Source organism: Stenotrophomonas acidaminiphila (assembly GCF_001431595.1).
In the GTDB taxonomy this organism is placed as follows: Bacteria; Pseudomonadota; Gammaproteobacteria; order Xanthomonadales; family Xanthomonadaceae; genus Stenotrophomonas; species Stenotrophomonas acidaminiphila.
This window is the reverse complement of sequence record NZ_LDJO01000007.1, coordinates 32758-50550: the sequence shown is the minus strand read 5'-3', so window position 1 is coordinate 50550 and position 17793 is coordinate 32758. Positions and strand designations below refer to the sequence as shown.

The 17793-nt window shown below is 64.2% G+C and carries 15 protein-coding genes; 11 read left to right on the top strand and 4 right to left on the bottom strand.

The features are described 5' to 3' along the window. Positions 1–38 precede the first annotated feature (38 nt). The 11 genes from ABB33_RS01485 (at position 39) to ABB33_RS18375 (ending at position 10950) form a co-directional block, all read left to right on the top strand. Positions 39–974 (top strand): electron transfer flavoprotein subunit alpha/FixB family protein, encoded by a 936-nt coding sequence (locus ABB33_RS01485; RefSeq protein ID WP_056930885.1) that lies wholly within the window; start codon positions 39–41, stop codon positions 972–974. A gap of 163 nt (positions 975–1137) precedes the next feature. Further along, the gene (locus ABB33_RS01480; protein WP_056930884.1) at positions 1138–2106 is read left to right on the top strand and encodes a glycosyltransferase family 2 protein; all 969 of its coding nucleotides are present in this window, start codon (positions 1138–1140) and stop codon (positions 2104–2106) included. Next, on the top strand, positions 2099–2860 hold the full coding sequence (locus tag ABB33_RS01475; RefSeq protein ID WP_056930883.1) for a GNAT family N-acetyltransferase: 762 nt from the start codon (positions 2099–2101) through the stop codon (positions 2858–2860). The genes ABB33_RS01480 and ABB33_RS01475 overlap by 8 nt, the downstream gene beginning before the upstream one ends. Then, positions 2857–3105 (top strand): acyl carrier protein, encoded by a 249-nt coding sequence (locus ABB33_RS01470; protein WP_054662745.1) that lies wholly within the window; start codon positions 2857–2859, stop codon positions 3103–3105. The genes ABB33_RS01475 and ABB33_RS01470 overlap by 4 nt, the downstream gene beginning before the upstream one ends. Positions 3106–3107: 2 nt before the next feature. Continuing rightward, on the top strand, positions 3108–3854 hold the full coding sequence (locus ABB33_RS01465) for an SDR family NAD(P)-dependent oxidoreductase (RefSeq protein WP_054662742.1): 747 nt from the start codon (positions 3108–3110) through the stop codon (positions 3852–3854). Then, positions 3855–5249 carry an AMP-binding protein gene (locus ABB33_RS01460; RefSeq protein WP_056930882.1) on the top strand — a complete coding sequence of 465 codons (1395 nt, stop codon included), beginning with the start codon at positions 3855–3857 and terminating at the stop codon, positions 5247–5249. It begins immediately after the preceding gene. A 2-nt stretch (positions 5250–5251) separates the two neighbouring features. Next, entirely contained in the window at positions 5252–6349 is a 1098-nt protein-coding gene (locus ABB33_RS01455; RefSeq protein ID WP_056930914.1) for a LuxE/PaaK family acyltransferase, read from the top strand. Then, the gene (locus tag ABB33_RS01450; RefSeq protein WP_056930881.1) at positions 6346–7569 is read left to right on the top strand and encodes an acyl-CoA reductase; all 1224 of its coding nucleotides are present in this window, start codon (positions 6346–6348) and stop codon (positions 7567–7569) included. Before ABB33_RS01455 ends, ABB33_RS01450 begins: the two co-directional genes overlap by 4 nt. Before the next feature lie 4 nt (positions 7570–7573). Next, complete coding sequence (locus ABB33_RS01445) at positions 7574–7939, top strand: EamA family transporter (protein ID WP_054662733.1); 366 nt, start codon at positions 7574–7576, stop codon at positions 7937–7939. A 30-nt stretch (positions 7940–7969) separates the two neighbouring features. Further along, a complete protein-coding gene (rffA, locus tag ABB33_RS01440; protein WP_082594932.1) occupies positions 7970–9103 on the top strand; it encodes a dTDP-4-amino-4,6-dideoxygalactose transaminase in 1134 nt (377 codons plus the stop codon). Then, positions 9100–10950 carry a hypothetical protein gene (locus ABB33_RS18375; protein WP_152984913.1) on the top strand — a complete coding sequence of 617 codons (1851 nt, stop codon included), beginning with the start codon at positions 9100–9102 and terminating at the stop codon, positions 10948–10950. Before rffA ends, ABB33_RS18375 begins: the two co-directional genes overlap by 4 nt. A gap of 77 nt (positions 10951–11027) precedes the next feature. On the opposite strand, the gene ABB33_RS19010 is transcribed toward ABB33_RS18375, so the two are convergent. From ABB33_RS19010 to ABB33_RS01420, 4 genes are read right to left on the bottom strand one after another with little or no spacing between them, the layout of a single operon-like run. After that, the gene (locus ABB33_RS19010) at positions 11028–14360 is read right to left on the bottom strand and encodes a glycosyltransferase (RefSeq protein ID WP_225546679.1); all 3333 of its coding nucleotides are present in this window, start codon (positions 14358–14360) and stop codon (positions 11028–11030) included. Positions 14361–14412: 52 nt separating this feature from the next. After that, on the bottom strand, positions 14413–15777 hold the full coding sequence (locus ABB33_RS01430; protein ID WP_056930880.1) for an ABC transporter ATP-binding protein: 1365 nt from the start codon (positions 15775–15777) through the stop codon (positions 14413–14415). Next, positions 15767–16603: an ABC transporter permease gene (locus ABB33_RS01425; protein ID WP_248842440.1), complete on the bottom strand. Its 837-nt coding sequence runs from the start codon at positions 16601–16603 to the stop codon at positions 15767–15769. The genes ABB33_RS01430 and ABB33_RS01425 overlap by 11 nt, the downstream gene beginning before the upstream one ends. Further along, entirely contained in the window at positions 16584–17750 is a 1167-nt protein-coding gene (locus tag ABB33_RS01420; RefSeq protein ID WP_056930878.1) for a cystathionine gamma-synthase, read from the bottom strand. Before ABB33_RS01420 ends, ABB33_RS01425 begins: the two co-directional genes overlap by 20 nt. Positions 17751–17793: the final 43 nt, after the last annotated feature.

The following is a 17793-nucleotide window of genomic DNA, read 5'->3' as shown; positions in this document are numbered from 1 at the left end:
AATGCCGAAGCCTTGCGCCCCATTTGAAGGAAGTTCCGATGTCTAAAATTCTCGTAATCGCCGAACACCTGGACGGCAAGCTCAACAGCGCCGTGGCCAAGACGGTCTCGGCCGCGGCCGCCATCGGTGGCGACATCGACGTGCTGGTGCTGGCCGCCGATCCGGCCGTCATCGCCGCCGAAGCCGCGCAGATCGCCGGTGTCGGCAAGGTGCTGACCATCGCCAACCCGGCCAACCAGCACGCCGTGGCCCAGGTCCAGGCCCCGCAGATCGCCAAGGCCGCCGCCGGCTACAGCCACGTGTTCGGCCCGTCCACCACCACCGGCAAGGACCTGATGCCGGCGGTTGCCGCGCTGCTGGGCGTGAACCAGGTCTCCGACCTGATGGCCGTCGACGGCGCGCACACCTTCAAGCGCCCGATCTACGCCGGCAACGCCATCATCACCGTCGAGGTGCCGGCCGACCAGGTGGTGGTGGCCACCGTGCGTGCCGCCTCCTGGCCGGAGGCGGCCAGGGGCAACAGCGCCCCGGTCGAAGCCATCAGCGTCGATGTCGCGCTGCCCGCGCACACCCGTTTCGTCGGCCTGGCCGCCGGCAAGAGCGACCGCCCGGACCTGCAGAGCGCCAAGCGCGTGGTGTCCGGCGGCCGCGGCGTCGGTTCGGAAGATAACTTCAAGGTGATCTACCAGCTGGCCGACAAGCTCGGTGCCGCGGTCGGCGCCTCGCGCGCCGCGGTCGACGCCGGCTACGTGCCCAGCGACATGCAGGTCGGCCAGACCGGCAAGATCATCGCACCCGAGCTGTACATCGCCGTGGGCATTTCCGGTGCCATCCAGCACCTGACCGGCATCAAGGACGCCGGCACCATCGTGGCCATCAACAAGGACGGCGACGCGCCGATCTTCGAAGTGGCCGACATCGGCCTGGTCGGCGACCTGTTCGCCATCCTGCCCGAGCTGGAAGCGGCGCTCTGACGCCGCGCGTGGCGGCAGCCGCAACCGGTTGCCGCCACCATCATGCCGCCCGCCTGCGCGGGCGCCTATACTTTCGCGTCGCTGGGTCCGTCTGCGCACGGACGAGGGCATCGCGCCCCCAGGTCCGACCTTATTGATCGATGGCGCCGAGGCCTTACATTCCATGACCGCTGCTCCAGTCCCCCTCACGCTGCCAATCGAACTGTCGGTGGTCGTTCCCGTCTATGGCTGCGTGGGCTGCCTGGAGGAACTGGCCGACCAGGTGGAGGCCGCGGTGGCGGGCATGGATATCGCATTCGAGATGATCCTGGTCGACGACGCCAGCCCAGACGGGGCCTGGGGCCGCATCCAGGAACTGGCGGCCACCCGGGCATGGCTCACCGGCCTGCGGCTGTCACGCAACTTCGGCCAGCATTCGGCCATCTCCGCCGGCATCGAGCACGCATCCGGGCGCTGGACCGTGGTGATGGACTGCGACCTGCAGGATGTGCCGGCGGAAATCCCGCGGCTGTACCGCAAGGCGCTGGAAGAGAACTACGAGGTCGTCTTCGCCCAGCGCGTGGAACGCCAGGACACGCCGCTCAAGCGGCTGTCGTCGTGGGGCTTCTTCGCCACCCTGGGCTGGCTTACCGGCGTGCCGCAGGATCCGTCCACCGCCAATTTCGGCATTTTCCACCGCAAGGTCATCGACGCGGTCTGCGCGATGCCCGAACGCGACCGTTCGTTCCCGTTGATGGTGAAGTGGGCCGGCTTCCGCACCGCCAAGCTGCCCGTGCGCCACCAGCAGCGCGCGCAGGGCGAGTCGTCCTACACCCTGCGCCGGCTGCTGCGACTGGCCATGAACATAGCGCTGGGCTACTCCGAGAAGCCGCTGCGCATGGTGGCCGGCACCGGCATATTCTGCGCGCTGGTCGCCTTCGTGATGGTCGCCATCAGCGTGCTGCGCTGGTGGGACGGCGACATCCAGGTGGCGGGATATACCTCCATCATCGCCGCCATCTGGCTGATTGGCGGCCTGATGATGTTCTCCATGGGCGTGGTCGGGCTGTACGTCGGCCAGGTGTTCCGCAACGTGCAGCGGCGCCCCTACTACATCGTCGCCGACACCACCGCGGAGGCCCCGCATGGCTGAGCTTTCGCTCCAGCGCGAGGGCGCGACGCTGCAGGCGCGGCTCACCCCATGGGACGAGCGCGCGCTGGGCTTCGCCACCGCCGAGATCACCGGTTTCGAGGCACACAGCGCCGACAGCGCGTCGCACCTGCTGGTGGAGGCCGAACGATGGGCCCATGGGCTGGGCGTGCGCTACCTGTTCGGCCGCGTCGACGGCAATGCGCACCTGCTGCGTGGCGCGCTGCTGGCAGATGGCTTCCAGTTCGTTGAGACCTCGCTGACCGTTTCGCGCAGCGGCATGGGCAACCTGCCGCCGGTTCCGCGCGGCATGCTGCCGACGTTGCGCCCCGCCGTCGCCAGCGACATCGCGCTGCTGCGCGGCATCGCCCACGATGACTTCGGCCACGGCCGCTTCCTCGAGGATCCGGCGATCGATCCGGCGCACGCGCGGAAGCGCACCGCCAACTGGATCGAGGACCTGGTCAACGGCGGCCTTGCCTACACCGCCGAGTCGCGTGGTCGCGTCATCGGCTTCCATGCCGAGCGCGTGTACGCCGATGCGCACCGAGCCGAGCTCCTGCTCACGGGCGCGGCAGCGCCGTATGCGATGCTGGCGATGCCGCTGTGGGTAACCGCGCTCGAATCGCTGGCCGCACGCGACATCCAGCGCTGCACCACGCTGGTATCGGCTGCCAACACCGGCATCATCAACCTGTATGCGCGGCTTGGCTTCCAGTTCAACACTTCCCTCACTGGTTTCCGGAAATTCCTATGAACAACCCCTCCCACGAAGACCAGGTCGTCGCCGTTTTCGCCCGCGTGCTGGGCATCGACGCCGCCCAGGTCACCGACGAGCTGCGCTACAACACCATCCCGCAGTGGGATTCGATTGCCCACATGTCGGTGGTTGCGGCGCTGGAAGAAGCCTTCGGCGTGATGATCGACATGGATGACGTGATCGACATGAGCTCGGTAGGAAAGGCGCGCGAGATCCTGCGCAAGCACGGCGCCGCGCTCTGACGATGGGAACCGCCGACGCTCCCGTCATCCTGGTCACCGGTGCCTCGCGCGGCATAGGCAAGGCCATCTGCGAACTGCTCGCCACCCAGGGCGCGCAGCTGGTGATGGCGGCGCGCGACGGCGAAGCGCTGCAGGTGCTGGCGACGGAACTGTCCGCACACGGCGCGCCTGAGCCGATGGTCGCGGTGATCGACCTGGCCGACGCGGATGCGGTGGCGGGGCTGTTCAAACAGGTGTTCAATCGCTTCGGCCGCCTCGACGGCCTGGTCAACAATGCCGGCGTCCTGCACGAAGGCCTGCTCGGGATGATCCGCGCCGAGGACATCGACCGCGTGCTCGCGATCAACGTGAAGGCGCCACTGATGGCGATGCAGTACGCGGCGCGTCTGATGTCGCGCACGCAGCGCGGCAGCATTGTCAACCTGGTGTCGATCATGGGCGTCAACGGCGCCGCGGGCCTGAGCCTCTATGCCGCCAGCAAGGCCGCCCTGGTCGGGGCGACGCGTTCGGCCGCCAAGGAACTGGCCGCCAAGGGGATCCGCGTCAACGCGGTCTCGCCCGGGTTCATCGACACCGACATGACCCGCGCCATGCCCGAAGCCGCCCATGCCAGGCGCGTGGCGTCGATCGGCATGGGCCGCGCCGGCACGCCGCGGGAAGTTGCCGAACTGGTCGCGTTCCTGCTCGGCGGGCAATCGACCTACGTCACCGGCCAGGTCATCGGCATCGACGGGCAGATGGTGGTCTGAGTGCGGTTCTGGCAGTTGCCCCATGGAGAGCACACGGCCCTGATCGAGGGGACGCGCACGCTCAGCTACCGCGAACTGGCCGGACTGGCCGATGACCTGGCCGGCCTGCTCCCGGGCGGCCGTGGCATGGGCATCCTGGCGATGCCCAGCACGATCGAGGCCGTGGCGCTGTACCTGGGTGCGCTGCGCAGCGCACGCCAGGTACCGCTGCTGGTGCAGGCCGATACCGACCCGGAGCTGCTCGCGGCCCTGGTCGACTGCTACACCCCCGAGTGGCTCGCATTGCCCGGCCCGGCACCACGGGGATACACCACCGTGCATGCCGGCGGGTGCCTGAGCATCCACGTCCGCGACGCCGCCACCGGCGCCGCGCCGCACCCGGAACTGGCCTTACTGCTCAGCACGTCCGGCAGCACCGGCTCGTCGAAGCTGGTGCGGCTGTCCGCGCAGGGGCTGGCCAGCAACGCCGCGTCAATCGTCGCCTACCTGGGCCTGACCGCCGACGACCGTGCCATCACCACCCTGCCGCTGGCCTACTCTTTCGGCATGTCGATCCTCAACAGCCACCTCGCATGCGGTGGCTGCGTGGTGCTCAGCGAGGACAGCCTGATGACGCGCGAGTTCTGGGAAGCCGCGCGCGGCAACGCCGTCACTTCGCTTTCGGGCGTCCCGGCCACCTACGAGATCCTGCGGCGCATGGGACTGGCGCGACTGCAACTGCCGGGCCTGCGCATGCTGACCCAGGCCGGCGGGCGCCTACGCGACGAACTGGTACGGCATTTCGCCGAATCGGCACGCGACCACGGCCTTCAGTTCTTCGTGATGTACGGCCAGACCGAGGCATCCCCGCGGATCAGCTACGTGCCACCGGAACGCCTGCTGGACAAGATCGGCAGCATCGGCATTCCGGTCCCCGGCGGCCGCATGCACGTCGATGGCGACAGCGGCGAGCTGGTGTACGAAGGCCCCAACGTGATGATGGGCTACGCCACCTCGCGCGGCGAACTGGCTGCTGCCGACCAACAGCACGGCGTGCTGCGCACCGGCGACCTGGCCCGTGTCGATGCCGACGGCTTCCACTACATCACCGGCCGCGCCAAGCGCTTCCTGAAGATGTCCGGCAACCGCGTCAACCTGGACGAGGTTGAAGCGATGCTGTCGGCGGCGCTGGGCCGGCAGATCGCCTGCTCGGGCAGCGACGACGACCTGGTGGTGTTCAGCCATGGCGGCGAGGCTGCGCCGCCGGATGAGGTGCGACGCCTGGTACAGGCGCGCTACAAGCTGTTCGGCGGGCTGGTGCGCTGCATCCACCTGGAGGCCTTGCCGCTGCTGTCCAACGGCAAGATCGATTATCCGTCGCTCCGGCAGCTGGCCGGGGAAGGAGCCGGAAAGTGAACATGGCACCCGCGACGCCGCTGGCCGCGGCCGCACTGGACGTCGATGTCTTCGGCCTGGACCGCCAGGCCAAGCGCGAGTGGCTGCTGCATGGGCTGCAGTCGCTCACCCGCCACCATCATGCGCATTGCGCACCCTACGCGGCGATGCTCGACGCGCTCTGGCAGGGTGGCGCGGCCGACAGCCTGGAGGCGCTGCCGTGGCTGCCCGTGCGCCTGTTCAAGCAGCTGGAGCTCAAGAGCGTCGCCGATGACCAGGTGCTGCGCACGCTGGTTTCCAGCGGCACGACCGGCGCGGCGGTATCGCGCATCTTCCTCGATGCTGACACCGCGCGCGCGCAGACCCGTGCCTTGGCACGGATCTTCTCGCACTTCGCCGGCAACCGCCGAATGCGCATGCTGGTGGTCGACGACGACAGTTTCCTGCGCGACCGCAGCCGCTTCAACGCGCGCGCGGCCGGCATCCTGGGCTTCTCCAACTTCGGCCGCGATCATCTCTATCTGCTTGACGAGCAGTTGCAGCCCGACTGGGTTGCCCTGGCGCAATGGCTGTCCAGGGCGCCGGAGGAACCGGTGCTGCTGTTCGGGTTCACCTTCATCGTCTGGCAATCCTTCGTGCAGGCGGCGCGGCGCGACGGGGTCGAACTGCGTTTCCCGGCCGGCAGCATGCTGGTGCACGGCGGTGGCTGGAAGAAGATGGACGAGCAGAAGGTCGACAACGCCGCCTACAAGGCCGCGCTGTCCACCACATTCGGCATTGATCGGGTGCACAACTACTACGGCATGGTCGAGCAGGTCGGGTCGATCTTCTTCGAATGCGAGCACGGGCACCTGCACGCACCGGCCTATGCGGACGTCATCATCCGCGACCTGAAGGATCTTGCCCCGGTCGCCGACGGTACCGTCGGCGCGATACAGGTACTGAGCCTGCTGCCCGGCAGCTATCCGGGGCACAGCCTGCTCACCGAGGACCTGGGCGTGATCCATGGCGAGGACGACTGCCGGTGCGGGCGCCCGGGCAAGCATTTCGGCGTGCTCGGCCGCATCAGGAACGTCGAAGTACGTGGCTGCAGCGACACAAGGACGGTACCGAACGCATGACCCGCATCCTGTTTTCCGTCGACGGCACCGCACCGCTCGATGCGCAGCTGGCGCGCATCGCCGCGCTGGCGCCACTGCCGCCGTTCAGTGCGCAGGCACGGGCCTTCGTGACCGACTTCGCGCGCCGGGTGTTCGCCCTGCCGGTACTGCGCGACCATCCAGAGCTTGCCACCCTGGCCCACTGGTTCCGGCCGGCCGCGCAGGAACACCTTTCGCGCCGCCTGCAATCGCCGGCCAACGAACACCTGCTCGCGCGCGGGCTGGTGTTCCACCTTGCGCCGGCCAACGTCGATGTCCTGTTCGCCTACGCCTGGCTGATGTCGGTGCTTGCCGGCAACCGCAACGTCGCGCGCCTGTCGCAGAAGCCCAGCACCCAGCGCGAGGCGCTCGTCTCGATCCTGCACGCGATGCGGGCCGAAGGCCTGCACGACGACGTCCTGCAGCGCAGCGTGCTGCTGACCTATCCGCACGACGACGCGACAACCACGTTGCTGTCGCGCCAGTGCCACGCGCGCATCATCTGGGGCGGCGACGCGACCGTGGCCAAGATCCGCTCGCTGCCGCTGGCACCGCTGGCGCTGGAACTGGCCTTCCCCGACCGGTTCGGGGTGGCGGCCATCGATGCGGCCACGCTCGCGGCCAGCGACGACGCCGAGCTGGGCCAGCTCGCGCACCGCTTCATCAACGACGTGCTCTGGTTCGGCCAGCAGGCCTGCTCCTCGCCGCGTACGTTGTACTGGGTCGGCACGGCGGACACGGTGGAAGCCGCGCGCGCGCGCTTCTGGGCGGCCGTGCGTGCGCAGTCCGGGCAGGTCGCCGATGAGCCCGCCGCACTGATGGCCCGGGTCACCGACGCGCACCTGATGGCGGCGCTGGCGCCGGGCCTGCATGCCGGCAGCGCCCTGGGCAACTACCCCCTGACCCTGGATGCCGGGCGTGCCGACGGGCGGCTGCGCGAACTGCAGAGCGGGCATGGGCTGGTGGTGGATGTCCGGCTCGGTTCGCTCGTCGAGCTCGCACCGCAGCTGGACGACCGCGACCAGACCCTGGTCCAGCACGGCTTCTCCCGCGAGGCGCTGGTCGCCCTGCTGGACCAGCTTGGCAACCGCGCGCTGGACCGCATCGTGCCGTTCGGCCGCGCATTGGATTTCCATCCGGTCTGGGATGGCACCGACCTGCTGGACGTGCTCACCCGCAAGATCACCCTGCCTGGAAACTGACCCGATGAGCTATGTATTCATCGCCCTGACCATCATGTTGACCGTCTACGGCCAACTGATCCTGAAATGGCAGGTCGGCGTGCATGGGCACCTGCTGGCGGCCCCGCTGCAGCCATTGAACCTGGTGCAGCTGCTGCTCAAGCCATGGGTGATTTCCGCCTTCGCCGCGGCGTTCGGCGCTTCGTTGTGCTGGATGGCGGCGATCAGCAAGATGCCGATCAGCCGCGCCTATCCGTACATGGCGATCAACTTCTTCCTGGTCGCGCTGCTGGCCGTGGCGCTCTTCCATGAGCAGCTGGACGGCTACAAGATCGCCGGCACGCTGATCATCATGCTCGGCGTGGTCGTGCTTTCGCGATCGGTCGCCTGAACCACCTCAACGCATCCCGCGAGGCCACCCTTGATTCCCTTCAACAAGCCTTTCATGACCGGCCGCGAGCTGTGGCACATCGCCCAGGCGCATGCCAATGGCCACCTGTCCGGCGACGGCCAGTTCACCAAGCGCAGCCATGCATGGCTGGAGCAGCGCACCGGAGCGCAGCGTGCGCTGCTCACCCACAGCTGCACCGCGGCGCTGGAAATGGCGGCCCTGCTGCTCGACCTGCAGCCCGGCGATGAAGTGATCATGCCGTCCTACACCTTCGTGTCCACCGCCAACGCCTTCGTGCTGCGCGGTGCGGTGCCGGTGTTCGTGGACGTGCGCGAGGACACCCTGAACCTGGACGAGCGCCTGGTCGAGGCCGCGATCACCCCGCGCACCCGCGCCATCTGCGTGGTCCACTACGCCGGCGTGGCCTGCGAGATGGATACGCTGATGGACATCGCCGCCCGCCACGGGCTGGCGGTCGTGGAGGATGCGGCACAGGCCATCATGTCCACCTACAAGGGACGTCCGCTGGGCACCATCGGCGAACTGGGTGCGCTGAGTTTCCACGAGACCAAGAACATCATCTCCGGCGAAGGCGGCGCTCTGCTGTGCCGTGACGCGCGCTTCGGCGAGCGCGCCGAGATCCTGCGCGAGAAGGGCACCAACCGCAGCCGCTTCTTCCGCGGCCAGGTCGACAAGTACACCTGGGTGGATGTCGGTTCGTCGTTCCTGCCTGGCGAGATCACCGCCGCATTCCTGTGCGCCCAGATCGAGGAGGCCGACCAGATCACCGCCCGGCGCCTGGCCATCTGGGAGCGCTACCACCAGTGGGCCGCGCCGCACGAGAAGGCCGGCCGCCTGCGCCGCCCGGTCGTCCCCGGCGACTGCGAGCACAACGCGCACATGTACTACATGCTGTTGCCCGATCTCGAGACGCGGACCCGCTTCATCGCGGAAATGAAGGCCCGGGGGGTGCAGACGGTGTTCCACTACATTCCCCTGCACTCGGCGCCGGCCGGCCTGCAGACCGCGCGTACCCATGGCCAGCTGCACAATACCGACGCGCTCAGCGAGCGCCTGGTGCGGATGCCGCTGTGGATCGGGGTGGAAGAGCACTTGCCCGATATTCTCGCCGCAGCCGACCAAGCGCTCGGTGCGTCAGAATGAATCGACTATTTCAACGCCTTGGAAGCGCACAGTGGATCAACAGAGCGACCGTGCTCTTAGTTGTGCTTGCATGCGGCAATGCCCTGCTGTTCAGCCTCGCGGCCGCTACGCCGCTGATCCAGGCTGATGGGTGGGACTTTTTAGAGTATTTTCTGCCCCGCTACTTCGATGGATCGATGGGCATCCTCGATCTGTTCATGAAGCGAAATGGTATTGATCATGCACAGCCACTACAGAAGCTCGTACTTCTTTTTCATACGCACTTCTTCGACATGGATTTCCGTATCGAGGGACTGATCGGCGTCCTTTTCGGCATTGTTTGGTGCACGATCATCGCTGCAGAACTGCTCCGCCTGTCGATTGAAACTCCCGGACAAAGAGTCATCGTAGCCATTGGCGTTTCACTAGTGTTCGCACTGGGCCTGTCACTCAACAGTACGAACGTGTTCACCTGGCCATTGGTAACACTCGGCTATATCGCACTACTTCTGGCCACTGCGTACTTCGTGTTCGCAATGAATAGATGCAACCGTCCGCAACCTTTGCAGATATTTGTGGCGACGGCCGCACTTGGAATGTGCATTGATTCTCAGGCGATCGTAGCGCTTCTGGCAACAATGATGGCTTTGGCTCCAATGCAGAGCGCCAGCAGGCGCGAAGCGTGGCGGCAGGCCCTCGCAGCGGTAGCAGGGCTATTGGCGGCACGCCTCTGCCTGTGGCTAATAGCTCGACATACAGGGTTGGAAGGAGGTGCGGGTCTTGACTGGCGCGCCCTGGCCTCCACTTTCACCAAACCCGATGCCATCACTGGGTTGCTTATTCCCTTTTCTGACAGCCTTATCCACGCCGAACACCTTGCCAAGCACTTTCCCGAAAACCAATCGCTCGCGATGGCTGCCTGCGCAGCGATCATAATTTCACTACACGTTTGGTTCTGGGCCCGGACTTATTTCTCTTGGCGCAATAATCGTTATACACGGATTACCGCCCTTTCCGTTTTCCTGATGCTGCTGTCATACGGCATGACCGCTTCCATCATCATCGGTCGCGTTACATTATTCGATTGGAGTTACCTCCACCAGCCTCGCTATGTGCAATCCTATCAGGTATCCCTCGTTGCTCTCGCGATCATGCTACAGGCGGTTATCCGTGAGGCCCGCCCCAGTTGGAACATACGCCTTGTCGAGCCAGCGTCCGGAATCGTCGTGATCGCCTGTCTGTTTTCCGTACAACTTTTGGTTTCACGTGAGTCTTGGATACTGCCGCAGTATCTGACACCTTATTGGCAGAACGCGGCGCTGGCCATGCAACGAGTAGCCAATGCACCGCAGGCGGCTACCGGACAATGCCCTGATATCATGTACGTATGCGGATATCCACCGGAGCGCCGCAAGCAGCTCATGGATATGCTTGTCCAACGCAAGCTCAATGTATTCTCTACCAGTTTCCAGATGCGCAACCGGCTCTATCCAGAGTTAAAGACCATTCCTGGATTCAGTGGCGCCGAAGCTGCACAGCCCTCCTCTGAAGTCTATCTTGAAGCGGAGCAGCCGGCGGAAATTACCGTCAGCAGTAAAGAGCGCTGCGCCACACCTGGCTCATTGATGCAAGTAACCATCGACATCCGCACCAACAATTTGGCCAACCAAGATGCCCAACTTTGGCTTGAAGCCGTAGGAGGCTCCAGGCAGTTATTGGACACTACGCCGGCGAACTCGGGTGCGCCTGTGCGCTTGATCAAGCAGCTGCCCAATAAATCACATCTTATGCTCGTGGGTAACGGCGATGGCATTGTTCTGGCCCAAGCCGACCTGAACGTGACAGAGTGCGCCGCGGCAGCCCCCTGAACATCCTCCGCCAACCGGCTGGGGGTTGGCCATACGCAAGCATGAACGTCACGTCGCCTCGCTTGAATCAAAGAATCTCAGGAACTCGTCTTTAGCTGTGTCTCAAGGACCCGCCACAATGCCTGCACCGAGTAATTGTCGGCAATGAACTGCGTTGAGGCCCGCGACACCTGGCGCCAGTGCTCGTCATCGACCAGCAGCCGGCAGATCTCATTGGCCAGCTCCACGGCATCCTCCGAGTGGGGCAGGAACGTCGCCGCAGACAGCCCCTGCACGCCCACCGGCGTGGTCACCATCGGCAGGCCATGGCACATGCTCTCCAGCACCTTACCCTTCATGCCACCACCAAAGCGCAACGGCGCCACTGCAACCCTGGAGCGCGCATAGTAGTCTTTCAGTACTTCGTCGCTGACGTAGCCGGTGACATGCACATCGGCGCTGGCCAAGTCCCAGACCTCGACCGTCGGGTTGGACCCCACCAGATACAGCTGTATGCCGGGATGCCGCTCACGTACACGCGGCAGGATGTCGTGCACCAGCCAACGTGCCGCGTCCACGTTCGGCGAGTGGGCGAAGCCGGCGACAAACAGGATGTCATGGCGTCCGAGTGGACCTCCCTGGTAAGCCCGCTTCACATCGGGATATCCATACAGGGGGACGGTCAGCGCCTGGGCATGCCCCCCGCTAGATCGCAGCCATTGCTTCACATGTGCGGTTTCGTCCTCGGAGGGATACAACACCGCGTCGGAGTCCCGCCACAAGCTCCACTCTTGTGCGCGCACTTTTTCCATTTCGCGTTGAACGTCCGCATCGGCAGCAAGCCTCAGTTGCTGCTCCAGGCGAAGATGGTGGATGTCATGGCCGTAGTACAACACGCGGGCCTCGCTATGTTCGCGCAGCGCACGCAGGTATTTCACCGCGATATGGGGACGATTGAGGATGGCGACATCGAGATACTTTCCATTTTCGTTCGCCCAGTCCTCGAAGCGCCCCACGTATTCCGGCCCATGCATCACCTCCACACCCAGCGTCTGGAGAGCGGGTGCATAGGCCGGGTCGTAATTGAGGTTGTCGGGCCAGAACTTGACGTTGCAACCCTTGGCGACAAGCAGCTCCATCACCTGCCAAGTCGCGCGTGAGCCCGCGTCACGGTCTGGCTGCGGTACATAGTGGTCTACCACTAGCACCGTCGAACGGCGGAACTGGCCGCGATCACGCGCGAGAAACACGTGTTGCCCGTTATCGAAGTGTCCCTGCTCAAGCACCCCGCGCCAGCGCTCCAGGAACTTCCTGCCGTTACTGACCTGGTGAGCCTTTATGCCACTTCCCTCGTCGGTACCGTTAGAGATTCCCTCGAAATGCACCACCACGGAAGAAGGCTGTAGATAGACCTGCAATCCCGCCTCCCGGACCCTGAATGCGATATCCGTGTCTTCATAATAGGCAGGCACATACCGTTCGTCGAAGCCGCCCAATTGGTCCCACACGACCCTCGGCAGCATGATCGAGGCACCGGAAACATAGTCGACAGTTTTCAGGTAGCCATACTGCGCGCGAGTTGGGTCATCAAGCCGTCCATGATTCCAGGCGCTGCCATCTCTCCAGACGATGCCGCCTGCCTCCTGCAGGCGGCCGTCTGGATAGACGAGCTTGGATCCAACCAAGCCGGCATCGGGCTTGCGCACGAACACTTCCAACAGCGCATCCAGCCAACCCGCCGTCACCTGCGTATCGTTGTTGAGGAGATAGATGTATCGCCCCTTCGCAAACCCAGCAGCCGCATTGCAGGAGCGCACGAAACCCAGATTGGACGGGTAACGTCTGTACATGAGCCCCGGCACCTGCGCAAGACGGTCGATCTGGGCATCACCGGACGCATCCTCGGCGACGATCACCTCCACTGTCGCCATCGGCAGGTTATCGGCGATGGAACGCAGGCAGGCCGCCGTATAGGGCAGATTGCCATAGGCCGGAATGATGATCGACACGTCGGGATCGGCGATGGACGGGAATGAAAGCCCCGTGAGGTCCACTTCCACCGTAGGTGGCGGTATTTTCACCCCCGCTCCATTTGCAGGCGTGCGCTCCCGTATCAGCAGCCGCCTGCCCAGCGGACGTAACAGTGACATTCCTGGCAACCGCGCCAGACCGCTCTGATGGAACACCCGCGCAAGCGTTTGCCAATCACCGCGCAGCAGGCGCGCTAAGCCGCGCAGTGGTCGGGTCAATCGCCACGAGCGCGAGCCCAACACCTGTGCAAGCGTATGCTCTTGATGCTCGATATGCCGTTGTTGCACCTGGATCGTCCGCACAAATTGCGCTTCGACTTCCGCACTACGCAACTCCAGCGCTGCATGCATAGCTCGCAGCGATTGCAGGCCGGCATCCAGCTCTCTTGCCCAGTCCGTGCGCGCGTCCAATTCATGATTTACCCGGTCAAGCTCCGTACCTGCCTTTGCCAGCGCCAACTCCAGCTCTTCCACACGGTGACCAAACTGCTCGCATTGCATCTGCAGCCGTTGTGTCTGATCGCTCGCCTCCGCCAATGAGCGCCGCTGCGCCGCATGCAAGCCGGCGTACTCAGCCAGCGCGCCGGCTAGAGGCCGGCTATCCATCGCAATGGCCGATGCGGCCGACTGGAGTTCGTCCCAAGGTGCCGGCTGCCGCAGCATCAAGCGGTAGAGCGATACTGCTGCCTGCCAATCCGGAACGGGATCGGCTTCGGTCTGGTGATGACGTTCGTCACCACTGATGAATTCCCGGATACGTTCGAACCGGCCTTCCGCCGGCACCGGCGCAGGCAGTTGCAACGTATTGACCAGCGCCTCGATCTCCCCGACCGGATCGACCAGAAGCCGTGGATAGACCAGCACGCACCTCGCCAACGTTGCGCTGTCGGCGATCGCATCGGAGACATGTCGCACCCACAGTTCGCGCGAAAGCGCACCGGGCCAGCGATTGCGCGCCCACAGCGAGGAGGCGACTTCGCGCGGATCGCGCGCCACTATCACCGCACTGGCAGCGATTCCCATTTCAGCCAGCAACGGCAACCACAACGGCAGCAGCCGGCACAGGCGAGGGTCCTTCATCGCCCACAAAGGCTGCTCACCGAACTCGGCCAGCAGCAGTTCACGCAGTTGTTCGCGCGCAGCTTCAGCAGCCGGAGTTTCCAGCCAACCATCCGGCAGCGTGCGCGGATCGTCCCAGCTGCGACCGAGCGCATCGAGCAGGCGCTCGTGGATGTCCACCACGCCGACATGCTCCCAGAAACCCTTTGGGTTGTCCGGGCCGGGGGCCATCAGATCCCGCCCCAGGAACACGCCCCGCAGTGCCAGTGCTCCCGTCACCGCGGAAGTGCCACTGCGATGCATACCCAGCACCAGCAGCGCGTGCGAACTCCGTTGATTCATTTCCTGTCCTTCATGCATGTCCAGCCGTCTGCCGCCGAGCGGAACAGCCTCCTCAATCCGCTGCCTTCTGTAACGCGATGCTCGGTGATATGCCGAAATCCACCATGCCCGTTACCAGTGAATCTCGCTTCGCCAGAACTCGGAACATCACCGCATCAACGATGCGGGCGAGATATTTTTCCTCATCACCGAGAATGGTGACCACACCGGCATTCAGGAAATAGACGCCGGCCTCCATGGCTGCATGGAAGCGGAAACGAACTTCCACCACGCTGCCACGGACGAAGAAATCGTGTGATGAACCTGCTGGCGTCGAGACGCCGCCACCGAGGTCGAGGCCACGCATGGTCCGGATCATCATGCCAAAACGGACAGCCGCAGCCGCAGCCTCGAAATGGACCTCGTAGGCATAGACGTAATCGCCGCCACCGGCCAGGACGTTGACTTTGCGTCCATCCCTAGCAAGCAGACGTGGTGAAAGGATCCGGCAGTCCAGCGATGGGTAGTCCACCGCCGTCGTCGATACCAGACCCGGATCCCAGAAGGCTTCGTCATCGTTGCTGGCAAGCGGGGCGACGACATCACCTTCCTTGCCACGCTCGATCGTCTCAACCGGTGCTGCATCGACCTCCGCTTCTAAGTCCTGCCTGGCCGCAGCGTGGATCATCCGGTGATAGGTGGAAACGATCCTCTTCGGCTCGCCTTCGCAGACCAGTTGCCCCTTGTCTATCAGCAACGCGCGGTTGCATACCTCGATCACATGACTTGCCGAATGCGACACGAACAGCACCGTGGCCCCTGCCTCCCGCAATGACTGGATCTTTAGGTTGCACTTCCGCTGGAAAGCTTCGTCACCCACCGACAAGGCTTCGTCCACTACCAGGATCTCGGGATCGACATGCGCAGCGACCGCAAACGCCAGCCGCATGTACATGCCGCTGGAATAGTTCTTCACCGGCTGGCCGATGAACTCGCCGATGTCGGCAAAAGACAGTATCCGCTCGTAGCGCTGCTCCATATGCTGCCGGTCAAGACCCAGTACGGCACCATTGAGAAAGACGTTCTCAGCGCCGGTCAGCTCGGGATTGAAGCCTGCGCCAAGTTCAAGCAGCGCCGCTACCCGACCATTCACCTGTACGCTGCCTTCTGTGGCAGCCAGCGTTCCGCAGATGATCTGCAGCAAGGTCGATTTGCCCGCGCCATTGCGCCCGACAATCCCTACCTGGTCACCCTTGCGCACCTGAAAGCCGATGTTGCGCAACGCCCAGAACTCGCGGTAGTAACGGCGCAGCGGCATTCCCGCTAACGAAGCTAGCCGCGGCAGCACGAACTGCTTGAGCCGATCAGAGGGATGGCTGTAGAGGTGATAACACTTGCCAACCCCCTCCACGGAAATAGCGTAATCGTCACAGGACATCCGCGAACCCCTTACGGGTCTTCTGGAACCACCAGAAGCCCACCCATGCCAGCAGCACGCTCGAGAAAAAGGCTATCAGATAGCCAGCCAGACTCGGGAGAGTGCCGAATACCAGTACGCCCCGGGCGATGTCGACCATATAGCCGACGGGATTGAGCCGTATCAGGTCCCGCACGGACTCGGGAACGGCCTCGATCGGATAGAAAATCGGCGAAAGGAAAAGCAGACCTGTCACCACAACACCTACCACCTGACCTACATCGCGCAGATACACACCCAACGCGGATAGCAGCCAGCCCAGCCCAAGCGTGCCGATCAGCAGCGGCAGCACCATTAAAGGCAGCAGCAACACTGTTGGTGGGGGCGGCCCGATAAGTATCCACGATGCGATCATCCATACCAGCATGCTGGCCGCAAAATGGAACAGCGCCCCACACAATGTAATGACCGGAAGCAGCTCAAGCGGGAACACCACCCGCTTGACATAGTTGGAGTTGGCAACGATCAGGCCAGGCGCACGATTTACGCACTCGGCGAACAGATTGAACACAGCCAAACCTGCGAACAACACTACTGCAAACTTCGCCTTGTCCGTATCGCCAACGCCTCCCCATCGCGACTGGAATACGACCGCGAACACAAAGGTATAGACCGCCAGCATCAGCAAGGGAGTGATCACCATCCATGCCACTCCCAGCACAGACGCCCGGTAGCGTCCGGCGATCTCTTGCCAAGCCAACTGGCGTATCAGCCCGCGGTTGCGCAGCAGCGTCGCAAGTAGGGCAGAAGGCGTACCGGAATGAGGTTCAACCATGCGTACCTTCACCGACAAGGGCACTTTGGAGGTCCATGCGCAGGTCCTCGACATCCTCCACGCCGACGCTCAGGCGAACCAGCGCGTCAGTGATGCCCAGCTGCTGGCGGCGGGCCGGCGGAATCGAGGCATGAGTCATCACCGCGGGGTGGTTGACCAGGCTTTCCACGCCGCCCAGGGACTCGGCCAGGGTAAACAGTTCGGCGCGCTCGCAGAAGCGCTTCGCGGCTTCGAAGCCGCCTTTGAGCACGATGGAGATGATGCCACCGTAGCCACTCATCTGCCGGGACGCGAGCGCATGCTGCGGGTGCGAAGCCAGTCCCGGATAGATCACTTTTTCTACGGCGGGATGGGCTTCCAGCCACTGCGCCAGCTCCAGCGCGTTGGCGCAGTGCGCCTTCATGCGCAACGGCAACGTCTTCAGCCCACGCAGGGCCAGGAAGCTGTCGAACGGCCCCTGAACGCCACCCACCGAGTTCTGCAGGAAAGCCATCTGTTCGACGAGTTCGGTGTTGTCACCGACGACGACCATGCCGCCGATCATATCCGAGTGCCCATTTAGGTACTTTGTGGCCGAGTGCACGACAATGTCCGCCCCCAATTGCAACGGACGCTGCTGCATCGGCGAGGCGAAAGTGTTGTCCACTACCACGATCAGGCCGTGGCGGCGGGCGATGGTCGCGACCGCGGCGATGTCCACGATCTTCAGCATCGGGTTGGTAGGCGTTTCGATCCAAACCATCTTCGTCAGCGGCGTGATCGCCGCCTCGACCGCGCCCGGATCAGCCAAGTCGACGAAGCTGAAATCCAGCGCGGCAGTGCGGCGGCGCACGCGCTCGAACAGGCGGAAGCTGCCGCCGTAGATGTCGTCCATTGCCACCACGTGGCTGCCGGCATCGAGCAGTTCGATTACCGTCGAGGTAGCGGCCATGCCCGATGCGAACGCATAGCCACGGCTGCCGCCTTCCAGCGCGGCCACGCAGCGTTCGTAGGCGAAACGGGTCGGATTATGGGTTCGCGAATACTCGAAGCCCTGGTGCACGCCCGGGCTGGATTGCGCATAGGTCGAGGTCGCGTAGATCGGCGGCATCACCGCGCCGGTGCTGGGATCCGGCGACTGGCCGCCGTGGATGGCCAGCGTTGCAAGGCGGTGTGTCATGGTCCCGCTCCGTTCCTGTTGGAAACGGCCAATGATACCCGAG

What these genes read in the sequence shown, in the direction of transcription:
- ABB33_RS01420 (WP_056930878.1), bottom strand. Translation starts at nt 17,750, where the DNA reads ATGACACACCGCCTTGCAACGCTGGCCATCCACGGCGGCCAGTCGCCG.
- ABB33_RS19010 (WP_225546679.1), bottom strand. Translation starts at nt 14,360, where the DNA reads ATGAATCAACGGAGTTCGCACGCGCTGCTGGTGCTGGGTATGCATCGC.
- ABB33_RS01455 (WP_056930914.1), top strand. Translation starts at nt 5,252, where the DNA reads ATGGCACCCGCGACGCCGCTGGCCGCGGCCGCACTGGACGTCGATGTC.
- ABB33_RS01480 (WP_056930884.1), top strand. Translation starts at nt 1,138, where the DNA reads ATGACCGCTGCTCCAGTCCCCCTCACGCTGCCAATCGAACTGTCGGTG.
- ABB33_RS01430 (WP_056930880.1), bottom strand. Translation starts at nt 15,777, where the DNA reads ATGTCCTGTGACGATTACGCTATTTCCGTGGAGGGGGTTGGCAAGTGT.
- ABB33_RS01470 (WP_054662745.1), top strand. Translation starts at nt 2,857, where the DNA reads ATGAACAACCCCTCCCACGAAGACCAGGTCGTCGCCGTTTTCGCCCGC.
- ABB33_RS01475 (WP_056930883.1), top strand. Translation starts at nt 2,099, where the DNA reads ATGGCTGAGCTTTCGCTCCAGCGCGAGGGCGCGACGCTGCAGGCGCGG.
- ABB33_RS01445 (WP_054662733.1), top strand. Translation starts at nt 7,574, where the DNA reads ATGAGCTATGTATTCATCGCCCTGACCATCATGTTGACCGTCTACGGC.
- ABB33_RS01485 (WP_056930885.1), top strand. Translation starts at nt 39, where the DNA reads ATGTCTAAAATTCTCGTAATCGCCGAACACCTGGACGGCAAGCTCAAC.
- ABB33_RS01450 (WP_056930881.1), top strand. Translation starts at nt 6,346, where the DNA reads ATGACCCGCATCCTGTTTTCCGTCGACGGCACCGCACCGCTCGATGCG.
- ABB33_RS18375 (WP_152984913.1), top strand. Translation starts at nt 9,100, where the DNA reads ATGAATCGACTATTTCAACGCCTTGGAAGCGCACAGTGGATCAACAGA.
- ABB33_RS01465 (WP_054662742.1), top strand. Translation starts at nt 3,108, where the DNA reads ATGGGAACCGCCGACGCTCCCGTCATCCTGGTCACCGGTGCCTCGCGC.